The following is a 13,659-nucleotide window of genomic DNA, read 5'->3' as shown; positions in this document are numbered from 1 at the left end:
TCAGTTATCAGTTATCAGTTATCAGTTATCAGTTATCAGTTATCAGTTATCAGTTATCAGTGATCAGTTATCAGTGATCAGTTATCAGTGATCAGTTATCAGTGATCAGTTATCAGTTATCAGTTATCAGTGATCAGTTATCAGTTATCAGTTATCAGTTATCAGTGATCAGTTATCAGTTATCAGTGATCAGTTATCATACTAAATCCAGTTATTAAAAACTGATTATCTATTCCCTCTTTTGCCTTTTGCCTCTTGCATGAGTGCCTGTCCTCATAAGTATCCTATACTCAACGGATTTAGTATCGGTTATCAGATTTGAGTTTTCAGTTCACTGATGACTGTTTAGCGATTTAAGGAGTGATTTAGATAGTCAATAGTTTATTCCCAATCGATCGGCAGCCATTGATTATCTAAAACCTGTTCGAGATTAAAAATTATCTGACTGGGTAAACCGCCAGGGGATAAACCCATTTTTTTCCGGACGGCCTCTAAAGCTGTATGGTAGGATGGCTCAAAAATCTCCCGAAGATAGGGCTTTAAACTAGGGCTATCCTCCAGTAAATCTTGAATTTCTGCCCGAAAATTATTGATTTCTCCATTCCAATGATTGCCATTCCGGTCTCTTTCCGATTGCCAGTAAGTTAATTTGAGTAAATGTTCTAGGAGACGAGTTAAAAGACTTTTGAGCGCGTGTCTTTCACTTCTCCCCATCGATTCAATCTCCTCAATTAAGTTGTCTAAATCCACCTCGGCAAACTGGCCTTTTTTTAATTGTTCTGCCGTGGTTTTTAGCCAGAGATAAAAATCTTCTTCGTATAATGTTAGGGTCGCTGTTTCTGTCGCTCTAGTCATGACGGAACTGCCACAGATGAAAAGTAATCGGGATTCTATATTATACAATTTTCAGACTGGTGAGGTACAAAGTCTCTCAAGGCTGAGGACTGACGTTCAAAAAGATCGCACTGCATTGATTGAGTGCGATCGCTTTTAGTGATCGATTTTTAAGTAGCGAATTTCTGAGTCAGATTCCTACTTTAATAATTTGCGCGTCAAAGCCGAACCTGCACCCAAAACACCGATGGCAAGTAAGCCTAAGACGGAAGCTGGCTCAGGAACACGCCCTGTATCAGGACGCTGAAGGTAATCTACAGAAAGAGCCTCAATCAAGAAGGTGTCCCCTGGTGTCTTGGGAATCAAGTTGATAGTCGATTTCAGTGTCCCTAGTACCCCATCATAAACTCCAATTGATGAGTTATAGACATTTGAGACGTAAAAATCGGTACCATCGTGGGCAATACCAGTTGCAGCAGCTGGAGCAGTAATGAAAGCTGCTTGCAGGAGATTGCCATTAGTATCGTAAATATCATAGACACCGCAGGCATCGCAGCGGTTGCTAATTAGTTTGCCATTGAAGTACTCCAGACCATCCATATAGTCGGCGAGTAGTATGGGTAAACGTGGCACTATGCCATAGTCAATAATTTTTTCCGTGGTTGGCTGCAGTTGAATTTTGGCTAAACAATGAAACCAAATTTGACTAACTAAAACTATTAAGGCCCCCCATCCTATCCAGAGGACGGCCAAATAAAAGCCCGATAATTCTAAAACAATTGTACTAACTGTGACAATAAAAAAGCGATCGAGGCGAGGATCGCTGATTTTTTGCTGAAATTGGGCAATTTCTGCCAAGTCCACCGCCGCCATGCGTGCCTGTTCCATACACATCCCCAGGATACCTAGGGCAAGAATGGGAGCGGATAGGTTTTCCGGTGGGAAGATTTGGGAGATTATGCCTAAACTAGCCGGAAAAAACCGTAAAAAAAGGATCGTTCGTCTCATCTATTCGGGGTGGGGTCAGATTAAGATAAGAAATGCTCTTGACTTGATCATTTCTGTAATGTCTTGTTTGCCTCCTTTTCAAAATGCTCTCCTTCTCACCCAAGCTTTAACCCATCGTTCCTATGTCAATGAACAGTCCCAATTGACGGAAAATAACGAGCGCCTAGAATTTTTGGGCGATGCGATTTTAGCTTTTTTGGTGGGCGAACTATTGTATCAAAAATATCCCGCCATGAACGAGGCCGAATTAACTCGTTTGCGGTCAAATTTGGTCAAAGAAGAACAATTAGCGCAATTGGGCATTGAAATCGGCCTGGGGGAGTTAATGCGTTTGGGTAAGGGGGCAATTAAAGATCGGGGGCGATCGAATCCTACCCTATTAGCGGACACTTTTGAAGCGATAATTGGGGCTTATTATCTAGATTCGGGGTTAAATGCGGTTAAAAACTATCTGCACGGGCTTTTTATCCCTGTTGCCTTTCATTTAGTCTCTCAACAATCGGAATCGCCATCTTTTATCGATGCCAAAAATCTCTTTCAACAGTGGGCGCTGGCTAATTTCGCCTCTAATCCAGAATATGCGATCATTGATGTTACAGGACCGCCCCACGCTAGGGAATTTACTGCTGAAGTGCGGGTTAATAACCTTCTCTACGGTACAGGTAAAGGTAAACGGAAACAGGATGCCACCAAAGCGGCTGCCGAAGATGCCTTAAAGCGCTGTCAATGGCAATAATAAATAGGGCCAAACCTACTTATCTTAGGGGCCACCAATTAACTTTATCTCTGGTGGCACTGTAAACTTCTTTTAAACCCTCGGCATCCAGTACCCGAATTAAATCCCCCGTCGATTCTGAGGCAATTAATCCCACGGTTTGCAATCCTTTTAATACCTGTTCGACGGTGCGTTGATTGAGTTGACAAGCGCGAGCAATCACATCGACGGATAAATCAAAAGTATAGATATTTTCGGCACTCGGTTGACTGCCTAATTCTCTTTCTTGATAGATTAAAGCTCTCAGTAAAGTGGCTACAGCTTGGGGTGGATAGCTACTGCAATTAAGCAGATGATACTCGAATTTTTGCTGTAATTCAAATAAAAAACAGTACCGTTGACGAAAACTTTCGTTATCGTTGTAAATCTTTTCTAGTGCCGATAAGGGAATTTTCAGGACGTGGGTAGTTTTATAGGATTCCACCAAACAGGGAAAAGCGCGACTGGCTAAACCATAACTAAAGGGTAAACTCCTCATACCAAAACAGCCACCGGGGTAGGTAATGGCAATAATCCGGTCGAGGGGAGTGCTGCGGACGACGATTACACCCTCATCCAAAATCACATACAAAACATCTAGAAATTCATCGGGTAGAAAAGCCGTATAGACGGGACGATTGGAAAATAGCGTCTCTAGCTTGAGATTGTCGGCATCGAGATACTGACTTAACCAAGCTTCCTCTAGTCCGCGAAAGAGAAAACTCTGGTTAATCAGTTGTTGTAGGAGGGTTGTTTTTTTGGCCTTGACGCTCTTGCCCATAGTCTCAAACCTAGATGTAGCACTGATTTTATCTTCTCACAGTTTCCCTTGTTATCGCCTTATTCCCAATTTGTTTTATAAATGTATTGAAATTTTATTTCCTGTGCTGTAAGATTAAAGCAGACCTGAAAACAGATACAACCTCAGAGTAAAGCTTAGGAGTGCCGCCGATGCAGTCATCCCAGTCTTGTTTATCCCTACTCATGGCAACTGTCTTGACGGGAGGAATGCTGGCATCTTGTACCTCATCCCCCACCAATAGCGGCAATGACAGCCAAAAACCCGTGACTGTGACGCTTGTTTCCTATGCTGTTACCCAAAGCGCCTACGAAAAAATCATTCCCAAATTTGTCGAGGAATGGCAACAAAAAACGGGGCAAAAAGTAACTTTTGAACAGAGTTATGGTGGTTCCGGTTCCCAAACTCGCGCCGTTATCGATGGTTTAGAAGCGGATGTGGTAGCGTTGGCTTTAGCTTTGGATACCAAGAAAATTGAGCAAGCGGGATTAATTCAACCCGGTTGGGAAAAAGAAGCTCCTAATGACTCTATTGTTCATAAATCTGTGGTGGCTTTTGTTCCTCGTGATGCCAATATTAAAATTAATCAATGGTCAGATTTAGCCAAGGATAATATTAAAGTTATTACCGCTAATCCCAAGACTTCCGGCGGAGCGCGCTGGAATTTTCTCGCTCTTTGGGGTTCGGTGACGCAAGCGGGAGGCAGTGAACAAGCGGCGGAAACTTTTGTCGAAAAAGTGTTTAAAAATGCGCCAGTTTTACCTAGAGATGCTCGCGAATCTAGTGATGTATTTTTTAAACAAGGTCAGGGAAATGTGCTAATTAATTACGAAAACGAGATGATTCTCGCTAACCAAAAAGGTGAGAAGTTAGCTTATACTGTTCCCACCGATTATAATATTTCTATTGATAATCCCGTGGCGGTTGTTGATGCCAATGTGGATAAAAAGGGTACGAGAAAAGTGGCCGAAGCTTTTGTGCAGTTTTTATTTACCCCAGAGGCACAAAGAGAATTTGCTAAAGTTGGTTTTCGTCCCGTTGAACCGACTATAGTTAAAGAGTTTGAGAGTAAATTTCCTCAGATAAAAAATCTCTTTACCGTGCAGGATTTAGGCGGTTGGGATCAGGTACAAAAGCAATTTTTTGATGATGGAGGCTTGTTCGATAAAATTCTGACTAAAGCTGGTAAATCTTAAAGGAGAAAAACCATGGATAATCAACCTCAATGGCAAACTATTAATCATCCCCAAAGTGACTTACATCTCGATCAATCAGGACTTGATCGCCCCACTTCCCGAAGAATAAAAATTCGGATTCCCAAACAATATGTTAACGAGCCGATTATAGCACGTTTGGGGTCTTTTCCTGGTCTAAAAGTGAATATATTTTCTGCTTTGTTAGCTGCCAATAATAATCAAGATGGCTGGTTCGATCTACAACTGCAAGGCAACTCTCAAGGGATAGAAAATGCCCTTTCCTATCTGGCAGATTTAGATGTAGAAGTTTGGTATGATTCAGCACAAGTTCTTGAAGAAGCGGACAATTGGTAATCTCTAGCAATAATTAACAATGGCTAACCCACAATTATCTTTATCTCCCAGTCAACCCCTGAAAAAAGTTTCTATTCCTTGGGTAATTACCATTAGTTATCTAGTGGTTTTGTTGGTTTTACCGGCAGCGGCACTATTTGCTAAATCCCTAACTCTTGGTTTTGCCGAATTTTGGCGCATTGCCACTTTACCGATTTCTTTATCCGCTTACCAAGTCACTTTTTTTACTTCCTTAATCGCCGGATTAATTGACGGAGTTTTTGGCACTATTATCGCTTGGGTATTAGTGCGTTATCGATTCCCGGGTAAAAAAATTGTCGATGCTTGTGTAGATTTGCCCTTTGCTTTACCCACTTCTGTTGCCGGTTTAGTCCTAGCCACAGTTTACAGTGATAACGGTTGGCTCGGTCAATTTTTTGCCCCCTTTGGCATTAAGATATCCTTTACCATTTTAGGGGTTTTTGTGGCGATGTTATTTATCGCTTTACCCTTCATTGTCCGCACCTTACAGCCAGTTTTACAGGAAATGGAAAAAGAAGTAGAAGAAGCGGCTTTATCCCTCGGCGCTTCCTCTTGGCAAATCTTCTGGCGAGTTATTTTTCCCACAATACTACCCGCTATTTTAACAGGAGTTGCCCTCGGTTTTGCCAGAGCGATCGGTGAATATGGTTCTGTAGTTATTATCTCCTCTAATATCCCCTTTAAGGATTTAATTGCCCCAGTTTTAATCTTCCAAAGACTAGAGGAATATGATTACACAGGGGCGACAGTAATCGGCATGGTTTTATTACTGGTTTCTTTGTTCATGTTAGTAGTAATTAATTTCCTGCAACAATGGGGGCAAAAATACAGAGTTAAGTAAAGAGTAAAAAACCTTAGAGTATGACTGGAGACAGATCAAAAATGCAGAATCCAAAAGCCTTAACTAAAACGAAAGAATGGGATTACAAACCCCTACTGATTATCATTGCCCTTGTTTATCTTGCCTTCTTGCTTTTTATTCCAGCAGCGGCAGTATTTTACTATGCTTTTCGCAATGGATTCCAAGCTTTTTTAGAAGCGGCGGGAACTTCTGACTTTATCGAAGCGGTGAAATTAACAGTAATTATTGCCCTAATTACTGTACCCTTAAACACAATTTTTGGACTTTGTGCAGCCTGGGTAATTGCTCGCAATCAATTTCGTGGCAAAACGTTATTAATTAGTTTAATTGACTTACCTTTTGCCGTTTCTCCTGTGGTAGCGGGGTTAATGATTGTACTGCTCTATGGGCGCAATGGTTGGTTAGGTTCTTTCCTAGAATTTTTCGATATAAAAATACTTTTTGCTTTACCCGGAATGGTATTAGCAACTATATTTGTTACTATGCCTTTTGTCGCTAGAGAAGTTATCCCAGTCTTAGAAGAAATTGGCTTGGAACAAGAGGAAGCGGGGCGCACTTTAGGGGCAAGTGATTGGCAGATTTTCTGGCGCATAACTTTACCCAATATTCGTTGGGGATTGATGTACGGAGTGCTGTTAACTAATGCCCGGGCGATGGGAGAATTTGGGGCGGTTTCTGTGGTTTCTGGCAGTATTTTAGGGAGAACTGCTACCCTGCCAATTTTCGTAGAACAGGCCTATAAAAATTATCTCACTCCTGCCGCTTTTAGTGCGGCGGCTATCCTAGCTTTACTAGCAGGAGTTACTTTAATTATCAAAGAAATTCTCGAACGTAAAACCGCCCACAAAATTCACACTACCTAACTACAAAAAACCTAAAAATCATGAAGGCGTTGGGTTTCATGCTTCAACCCAACCTACGTTCTACAAAAAACCTAAAAATATGAGTATTACTATCCAGCAAGTTTCTAAACGTTTCGGCAATTTTCAGGCTTTAGATAATATCAGTTTAACCATTCCTGAAGGTAAATTAGTCGCCCTCCTCGGACCATCGGGATCGGGAAAATCCACCTTATTACGTTCAATTGCCGGATTAGAAAGTCCCGACAGTGGCGCGATTATCATTAACGGACAAGATACCACCCATGTGGATCCTAGACGGAGAAATATCGGCTTTGTTTTTCAACATTATGCCCTATTTAAACATTTAACTGTCCGTCAAAATATTGCTTTTGGTCTAGAAATTCGCCAGCAAAAATCCCCAGTAATTAAGAAAAGAGTTGAGGAATTATTAGAATTAATTCAATTACAAGGATTAGGCGATCGCTATCCCGCCCAATTATCGGGAGGACAACGGCAGCGAGTAGCTTTAGCCCGCGCTTTAGCCATTCAACCGAATGTATTATTATTAGATGAACCCTTTGGAGCTTTAGATGCAAAAGTCAGAAAAGAATTAAGGGTATGGCTGAGAAATTTACACGAAGAAGTTCACGTTACCAGTGTTTTTGTTACCCACGATCAAGAGGAAGCAATGGAAGTAGCCGATACGATTGTCGTGATGAATCATGGTAAAATTGAACAGGTGGGTTCTCCCGCCGAAATTTACGATCATCCTGCCACACCTTTTGTGATGCAATTTATTGGGGAAGTGAATATCTTACCCAGTTTAGCAGGATTAGGAAATGGACATCATCCGGGTGATAATTCCACCGTTTTTATCCGTCCCCACGACCTGGAAATTATGCCCGAACAAGATGGTTTGAATAGTTGGGCAGTGGTAAAAAGAGTTATTCATTTAGGCTGGGAAATACAAGTAGAATTAATGTTAGCCGATGGGGAAATGGTGGTGGCTTATCTCAATCGTGAGGAATACAAGCAATTACAGTTACAACCAGAACAAACGGTACATTTAAAACCAAGAAAAGCGACTTTACTCACTGATTTTGACAATAAAAGTGAGAAAGTTATCGATTACTCAATTTAAAAACTCCAGGTTTATTAAAGAGTTTTTCATAAAGCTGTAAGTGACTTTCACCGCTGCCACTTTCTCAGCACTGATAGAGTTAGAGCAACTTCTTTACCTTTCTCCTCAATAAAATCTAGCAATTCCTTGGCGGTGCTTTTATCTTCATCTACTTTGGTGTTAAGATTGACAGCTTTGAGGTCAAAGTTTTTGGCTTCGATTTCTTCACGGGTGATTGTCCAACTCCTCTCACTATCTTCTCGGTTGGGTAATAGTTCTATAAACTCCTGAAAGTGATTCATCATCAGGGGTTTGCGCTTGGTAACTTTGACATCGGACAGGTCATAATACCAGATTTTTTCAGTGGGTTTGCCTTTAGTAAAAAAGAGGATGTTAGCTTTAACACCCCCACCGGCAGCCACAAAAGTCCCCGCGGGCAAACTAACGATACACCAGAGATTACAGTCGTTTAATAGTTTTCGTTTGCTCTGGACAAAAGCATTTTCATTGGTGCGAAATAACACCCCTTCATCTAGGACGATGCCGCAGCGTCCCCCCGGTTTCAAACTATCGATAACGTGCTGTAAAAATAGGACTTGAGTGGCACTGGTTTTATAGGCAAATTGTGCCTGTACGGTCCTGTGTTCTTTGCCGCCAAAGGGGGGGTTAGTGAGGATAATATCGAACTGGGGCGGAGCATCTTGGAACAGGTCGCCATAGATGACTTCTCGGTTTAAGGTGTTGCCGTGCCAGAGGTGGGGGTAATCGATGCCGTGTAGGACTAAATTAGCGAGGGCAATGGGGTAGATGAGGTTCTCTTTTTCCCTTCCGTAAAAGGTTTTTAGTTTGACGGTTTCTAGCTGTTCGGGGGTGATGTCATCTGCTAGGAAATCGCGGATATATTCGTAGGATTGGGCCAGGAATCCGCCCGTGCCGCAGCAGGGGTCATAGATGGTTTCTCCTACTTGGGGGGTGATGGCTTTGACCATTGCCCGGATGACTTCCCGGGGGGTAAAGAATTGACCGCCATCGTTGTTTTTTTCTCCCATTTTCAACAGCAATCCCTCGTAAACTTGGGAGATGGGGAAGATGTGGGTAGGGTCAATGTAGTCGATTTCGTGGATTTTATCGAGGATGTCTAACAGGTTGGTTTCGGTGTCGATGCGGACTCGTTCGACACTGGATATGACCTCACTGATAATTTTTTGGCGGGGGGTGGCTTGGGGTTTGTTTTTGAGGCTTTTGAGGTAGGGAATGACTTCTTCATTGACAAAGGGCAGAAATTGACCCATTTCCCCCATTTGCAGGTTAAGGCGGCGGTTGCCTTCAGGGTTCGCCCAATCTCGCCAACGGTAGGGTTCGGGGATGGAATCGGCAAAAGAGTCCCCCACGGCTTCCGCTTCTTCCGCTTCTCGCTGTTCGGTGTCGTCAAGGATTTTGAGGAACAGTAGCCAACTGAGTTCGGGGACGTACTGTAAAGCACCGGCACAGTTGGAACGCCGCATGATGTCGCAGATGCCTTTGATGTAGCTGTTAAGTCCCTGTTGGGTGGTGAAGGTTTTACCGTTGTCGTTGCTGTTTTTTTTAGCCATTGAGTTTACCTAATTTGTCTAACCTGCCAAGCGGAGATTGGCAATGAGGGGGAGTTGGAGTTCGTTTTTTTCTTGCAGTATTTGAGAAAAGAATAGGATTTCTAGGTTTTCGATTTCTTCGGTTTGGGGGTTGACTCTCACAATAATATCATCTCCTAATTCTTCTGATTCTTGTTCGGGATAGGGAGCGCATTTATTGATATAGAGAATGTCTCCCGTTGGGTCATATTTGATAATTAGGTTTTCTGTCATTTAGTAAAATAATAGCGATTTTCTTCTGATTCGGTACGAGGTATGAACAGTATTTGGTTTAAGTTTGTCCATGCTTGCTGTGTTTTTTCTATGTCTATTGTTTGCATAACTATAATTCTCCCTTAAAGGCGCGGCGCAATAGGACGGCGGGGAGTTTATTGATGGTGTCGAGTTGCTCTTTTAAGTTCTGTTTTAGTCGTTCCACTTCTTGCATTTGTTCGGTTAGAGTTGAGGCGATTTGTTGTTGTTTGGCAAGGCTAGGCAGAGATATTTCTAAAGGTTGAAGTATACTTAATTTTAAGTTTGCCTGTGCTACTTGAGGTGCTATCGATTTTAGATGTTCCCTAATAAATAACAAGCTGTAATAGATAAAATCTGTATTACTTGCTTCCAAATATGGGGTAATACCAACTAAGCTATCTGGCATACAACTATCAAAATCCAGAATACCAACAGCACCAATGGTAGCGGCTATAGTTATTACTAATGTTCCTTTTGGGAACAATTTACTGACTGCTAAACCATCGGCATTTAAAGTAGTATTATAAGCCGTAATATATTTATTAGCTGATTCTACTTCTCCAGTTTGTATCCACGGATAATCCCCTCCATAATAGCGAGGATCGTTACGAGGTCTTGGGGTAAATTTCCCTCTTTCTAATTTTGCAATATCCCCTAACTTTCTCCTCTCCCAAGAATTAGCCTCCTCACTTTCAAAAACAGCCCGAAGATAGGCAGCAGGTAAAGCCTTGGCAGCTTCTAACTGTGCTTCTGTTGCTTTTCGTGCCTTTTCTACCGCTTCCATCTGTTCATTAAGAATGGCGGCGATTCGCTTTTGTTCGCTTAGGGGTGGGAGGGGGATTAAATATTCATATAGGTATTTGGGATTGGTATTTTTTTGTAAGTTTCCTGTATCGTCAAGGGTTGCATATTTTCTAAAATCTTTTGAACGTAAAGTATAGTAAAGAAAATTATTATCCAATATCTCTTGGTCAAGATTGATAAATTTCCCCACACGCTGATTTAATAATGCTGGTTTTGCTAAATTGTAAATAGCAACAGTGCCTAGATATTCTCCTGATGGAGACATATCGGTTAATGTAATCAGTAAATCATTAGGATAAATATAAAAATCTTGGTATAAATTAGCTATATTTTTTGCAATGTAACTTTGTTGATTTAAGTTTATCTTTAATGCAAAATCTTTGCTAATATTTCCCATTTTTATAACAGGAACGCCATCGGTAGTAAATTGACTACTTTTAAAAGCATATCCATTTATAATTTCACAAACATCCCCCAACTTTACCCACTGCCAACCATCGGGCAACTGCCGATCATTTTCCTGACTCATAATAACTCCCTTGCCCAATCATAAACATTCAAATACCAATCCCAAATTAAAAACCCTAAGCGGCAAACAATCTTATCTTAGTTTCCTGTATGATCTCAGAGGGTTTACCTACTAACTTTAACGCCGACAAACCCCCAGCCTTAGTCACTTCCGGCACTTGAAAAATGAGCTTATTTTCCAATCCTTCCGTCCCCGACTTAGCAAACTGAGAAGCGATCGCCCTCACTGTCGCCGCCGTTTCTTCTGGCATTTCGCGTAACCAATCCTCCTGTTTATAACTAAAAGCTTCCGCTCTTTCCAGACGAGTCAGACGGTGCAAACCATAACCCAACTCTCCCAAAACATCAAATAAATCGCAAGCTTCCAACTCATCTAGTGTCCTAATTATACTTGCTGATCGCCCCCCATCAGGCAGTATTTGTAATAACCTCCCCCGCTCCTCCGGCTGAACCCAAATCGAACGAAATAAAGTCAAATTAGTCACCTGATTAACCAAGGATTCCGCCAGCCTCTCTCGATACTCTTCTACCGTTATCGGCTTCGTTTCTCCGCCTACCGTCGTCAGAATATAGCGCCCCACCGGAGTAATATTTACCTCGAACCCCTCAACGGAGATAACCTGGCGTTGCTGCCTTTCCTTTGGTTCCGCCGCCGTCCCCTTTTTGGTGGCTAACTTATCGAGAAACTTCTCCCCAAATAAACGGGTAGCATTAGTGTAGTCATACACCCGAAACATTAACTTATTAGTGGGTAGATCCAACCGCGTCCCCCGCCCTACCATTTGATAGAAACTAATGGGAGAATTGACATATTTAAAAAAGACAATATTTCTCACATTGGGGACATCAACACCGGTGGTTAAAAGATCTACCGTCGTCGCGACAAAATGGGAACGGGAACTGCCCTTTAAATCCGGCAAATAGTCATTACCCGAAGATTTGGCCGTACACTTGAAGGCATAATAATCCTTCGGCTTTTCCCCCTTAGCGGCACACCAACGAGCATAGAGATTATTCATCTCAATGGCTACAGCATCAGCATGGCGGTCATTAACACAGAAGATAATCGTTTTCTGTTCCACTTCCCCCGTTGTTAACAAATGATTGAATAAATCCCCCGCCATCGCCATCACACGGTCAGGGAGCAAAATTGACCGCTCATAACTGGTTTTCTCGTACATTTCCCTAATTTCTGCCTCTGGGATGGGCTGTCCCGTGTTGGCATCAAGGGGATTTCTGCTGATGACCTCCTCCACTGTAATGCCCGTGTCATCGAGGTTGATGGCACTCCTAACAATTTCGCAGGCGGCAAGATAGCCATCCTCTATCCCTTGTCCGATGTCGTATTCATAGACGGGTTCGCCAAAATAGGCCATATTATCGGCGGTGATTTGTCTATCGGGTTCTGATTCGGGCGAGTCTTCTGTAAACTCCAATTCCCGGGGAGTTGCCGTCAACCCCACCTGTACCGCCTCACTGTTGCGGGTGAGAACTTGCGACCACTTACCCCAAGCGGAACGGTGACACTCATCGATGATGATATGGCTGAAATAATTTTCCGGGTAATGGGTGGTTAAAAAATTCCCCATGTCCTCTTCCTTGTCCACATTCAGGGTTTGATAGGTGGCAATTAAAACACGGGCATTCTTGTGGGGTTGGTTCTTTTCTACTTCCGCCGCCTCGGAACCGAAGGCAATTTGCAAAGCCGCCGCCCCCTGGGTTCTCAACTCATCGCGATCGCAGACAAATAAAGCCCGCCGCAACTGTCCGGCATCTGCTATTTTTCGCAGTAGGTTACAGGCGATAAAAGTCTTACCCGCACCCGTTGCCAGGGTTAGAAGGACTCGCGCCGGGGAGCCTGTTTGCTGGCAGCGGGCAATTTTTTCCAAAGCAGCGCGGATGGCAGCATCTTGGTAGTAACGCCGTCCTCCTTCTCCCCCCTTATAAGGAGTCAGCAGGGGACGGGCGACCTCCTCTGCTAGGCTGAAGCCTACATACTGCTCGTATCTCCCTCTCAGTTCGGCCGGGGTAGGAAATTGGCTGAGGGGCTGAGGGGCTGAAGTTATATTCGTCGTGCGATCGTGTTCGACAAAAAGATGACCGTTACAGGAGTACACAAACGGTACATTTAACCCTTTGGCATAGCGTTTAACCTGTTCTAAGCCTTCAGTGGGGGGCGCATCTTCCTTTTTTGCTTCTATTAGGGCGACGGCTAAGGGTTGGCTGTCGCTACTGACGGCCACTCGCAGGGTATAATCGATCCTTCCCCTGGCGCGTTCGGCTTCCCCATCGATAATTTGAATTGCCCCCGGGGTTTCTTCTCGCTTGAGACAATCCTCGGTCCATCCTCTTTGATGCAGGACGGGGTCAATTAATTTGGCTCTGGTGTCTGTTTCTCCTAATCCCATGGTTCTCTCAAGACAGTAAACAGATAACTGATAAGTAGGGAGGCACAATTATTTGTAGTGGTTTGTTTCAGCTAATTTGGTGTATTAGAAAAATGCTATAAATTCTATAATCTAAGACTTTAAACCGAAATCTATTGCCCTATTTTAGCTGAAACAGTCCAGTAGGATGGGTTAGCGGTAGCGTAACCCATGCGGGGGTTGGGTTTCATGCTTCAACCCAACCTACGTTCTGATAACTGATAACTGATAACTGATAACTGATAA

Annotated in this window: 13 protein-coding genes and 1 pseudogene; 6 read left to right on the top strand and 8 right to left on the bottom strand. The window is 42.9% G+C overall.

Annotation, left to right across the window (positions count from 1 at the left end; translation table 11 throughout):
- Positions 1-381 precede the first annotated feature (381 nt).
- The 3 genes and pseudogenes from IM509_RS05280 to IM509_RS24020 form a co-directional block, all read right to left on the bottom strand.
- Entirely contained in the window at positions 382-855 is a 474-nt protein-coding gene (locus IM509_RS05280) for a DUF29 domain-containing protein (RefSeq protein ID WP_043999281.1), read from the bottom strand.
- 177 nt (positions 856-1,032) lie between these two features.
- On the bottom strand, positions 1,033-1,434 hold the full coding sequence (locus IM509_RS24325; protein ID WP_311768950.1) for a PEP-CTERM sorting domain-containing protein: 402 nt from the start codon (positions 1,432-1,434) through the stop codon (positions 1,033-1,035).
- 3 nt (positions 1,435-1,437) lie between these two features.
- A pseudogene (locus IM509_RS24020) lies at positions 1,438-1,842 on the bottom strand (hypothetical protein); the annotation flags it as partial.
- Positions 1,843-1,900: 58 nt separating this feature from the next.
- Between IM509_RS24020 and rnc the strand changes: the two are divergent.
- The gene (gene rnc, locus IM509_RS05270; RefSeq protein ID WP_072924078.1) at positions 1,901-2,578 is read left to right on the top strand and encodes a ribonuclease III; all 678 of its coding nucleotides are present in this window, start codon (positions 1,901-1,903) and stop codon (positions 2,576-2,578) included.
- Positions 2,579-2,597: 19 nt separating this feature from the next.
- On the opposite strand, the gene IM509_RS05265 is transcribed toward rnc, so the two are convergent.
- Positions 2,598-3,377 (bottom strand): Crp/Fnr family transcriptional regulator, encoded by a 780-nt coding sequence (locus tag IM509_RS05265; protein ID WP_002789377.1) that lies wholly within the window; start codon positions 3,375-3,377, stop codon positions 2,598-2,600.
- 170 nt (positions 3,378-3,547) lie between these two features.
- On the opposite strand from IM509_RS05265, the gene IM509_RS05260 reads away from it, so the two are divergent.
- The 5 genes from IM509_RS05260 (at position 3,548) to IM509_RS05240 (ending at position 7,811) form a co-directional block, all read left to right on the top strand.
- Positions 3,548-4,591 carry a sulfate ABC transporter substrate-binding protein gene (locus IM509_RS05260; RefSeq protein ID WP_052277240.1) on the top strand — a complete coding sequence of 348 codons (1,044 nt, stop codon included), beginning with the start codon at positions 3,548-3,550 and terminating at the stop codon, positions 4,589-4,591.
- Between the two features lie 12 nt (positions 4,592-4,603).
- Positions 4,604-4,945, top strand: coding sequence for an NIL domain-containing protein (locus IM509_RS05255; protein ID WP_052277241.1), 342 nt, complete (start codon positions 4,604-4,606; stop codon positions 4,943-4,945).
- A 19-nt stretch (positions 4,946-4,964) separates the two neighbouring features.
- Positions 4,965-5,807 (top strand): sulfate ABC transporter permease subunit CysT, encoded by an 843-nt coding sequence (cysT, locus tag IM509_RS05250; RefSeq protein WP_004159580.1) that lies wholly within the window; start codon positions 4,965-4,967, stop codon positions 5,805-5,807.
- 41 nt (positions 5,808-5,848) lie between these two features.
- Positions 5,849-6,691, top strand: a complete 843-nt coding sequence (gene cysW / locus IM509_RS05245) for a sulfate ABC transporter permease subunit CysW (RefSeq protein WP_185236904.1) — start codon at positions 5,849-5,851, stop codon at positions 6,689-6,691.
- A gap of 79 nt (positions 6,692-6,770) precedes the next feature.
- Positions 6,771-7,811, top strand: a complete 1,041-nt coding sequence (locus tag IM509_RS05240; protein WP_185236905.1) for a sulfate/molybdate ABC transporter ATP-binding protein — start codon at positions 6,771-6,773, stop codon at positions 7,809-7,811.
- A gap of 47 nt (positions 7,812-7,858) precedes the next feature.
- On the opposite strand, the gene IM509_RS05235 is transcribed toward IM509_RS05240, so the two are convergent.
- The 4 genes from IM509_RS05235 to IM509_RS05220 form a co-directional block, all read right to left on the bottom strand.
- A complete protein-coding gene (locus IM509_RS05235; RefSeq protein WP_185236906.1) occupies positions 7,859-9,382 on the bottom strand; it encodes a class I SAM-dependent DNA methyltransferase in 1,524 nt (507 codons plus the stop codon).
- An 18-nt stretch (positions 9,383-9,400) separates the two neighbouring features.
- Positions 9,401-9,634 carry a DUF2283 domain-containing protein gene (locus tag IM509_RS05230; RefSeq protein ID WP_052277245.1) on the bottom strand — a complete coding sequence of 78 codons (234 nt, stop codon included), beginning with the start codon at positions 9,632-9,634 and terminating at the stop codon, positions 9,401-9,403.
- Positions 9,635-9,743: 109 nt separating this feature from the next.
- Positions 9,744-10,988 (bottom strand): restriction endonuclease subunit S, encoded by a 1,245-nt coding sequence (locus IM509_RS05225; RefSeq protein WP_072925698.1) that lies wholly within the window; start codon positions 10,986-10,988, stop codon positions 9,744-9,746.
- A gap of 55 nt (positions 10,989-11,043) precedes the next feature.
- A complete protein-coding gene (locus IM509_RS05220) occupies positions 11,044-13,395 on the bottom strand; it encodes a DEAD/DEAH box helicase family protein (protein ID WP_185236907.1) in 2,352 nt (783 codons plus the stop codon).
- Positions 13,396-13,659: the final 264 nt, after the last annotated feature.

The sequence above is a fragment of the Microcystis sp. M31BS1 genome (assembly GCF_020245285.1).
In the GTDB taxonomy this organism is placed as follows: Bacteria; Cyanobacteriota; Cyanobacteriia; order Cyanobacteriales; family Microcystaceae; genus Microcystis; species Microcystis panniformis.
Note: the sequence above shows the minus strand (reverse complement) of the source record. Positions and strands in the feature narration are given on the sequence as shown.

What these genes read in the sequence shown, in the direction of transcription:
- cysW (WP_185236904.1), top strand. Translation starts at nt 5,849, where the DNA reads ATGCAGAATCCAAAAGCCTTAACTAAAACGAAAGAATGGGATTACAAA.
- IM509_RS05235 (WP_185236906.1), bottom strand. Translation starts at nt 9,382, where the DNA reads ATGGCTAAAAAAAACAGCAACGACAACGGTAAAACCTTCACCACCCAA.
- IM509_RS05220 (WP_185236907.1), bottom strand. Translation starts at nt 13,395, where the DNA reads ATGGGATTAGGAGAAACAGACACCAGAGCCAAATTAATTGACCCCGTC.
- IM509_RS05255 (WP_052277241.1), top strand. Translation starts at nt 4,604, where the DNA reads ATGGATAATCAACCTCAATGGCAAACTATTAATCATCCCCAAAGTGAC.
- IM509_RS05230 (WP_052277245.1), bottom strand. Translation starts at nt 9,634, where the DNA reads ATGACAGAAAACCTAATTATCAAATATGACCCAACGGGAGACATTCTC.
- IM509_RS05225 (WP_072925698.1), bottom strand. Translation starts at nt 10,988, where the DNA reads ATGAGTCAGGAAAATGATCGGCAGTTGCCCGATGGTTGGCAGTGGGTA.
- IM509_RS05240 (WP_185236905.1), top strand. Translation starts at nt 6,771, where the DNA reads ATGAGTATTACTATCCAGCAAGTTTCTAAACGTTTCGGCAATTTTCAG.
- cysT (WP_004159580.1), top strand. Translation starts at nt 4,965, where the DNA reads ATGGCTAACCCACAATTATCTTTATCTCCCAGTCAACCCCTGAAAAAA.
- IM509_RS24325 (WP_311768950.1), bottom strand. Translation starts at nt 1,434, where the DNA reads ATGGATGGTCTGGAGTACTTCAATGGCAAACTAATTAGCAACCGCTGC.
- IM509_RS05265 (WP_002789377.1), bottom strand. Translation starts at nt 3,377, where the DNA reads ATGGGCAAGAGCGTCAAGGCCAAAAAAACAACCCTCCTACAACAACTG.
- IM509_RS05260 (WP_052277240.1), top strand. Translation starts at nt 3,548, where the DNA reads ATGCAGTCATCCCAGTCTTGTTTATCCCTACTCATGGCAACTGTCTTG.
- rnc (WP_072924078.1), top strand. Translation starts at nt 1,901, where the DNA reads ATGTCTTGTTTGCCTCCTTTTCAAAATGCTCTCCTTCTCACCCAAGCT.
- IM509_RS05280 (WP_043999281.1), bottom strand. Translation starts at nt 855, where the DNA reads ATGACTAGAGCGACAGAAACAGCGACCCTAACATTATACGAAGAAGAT.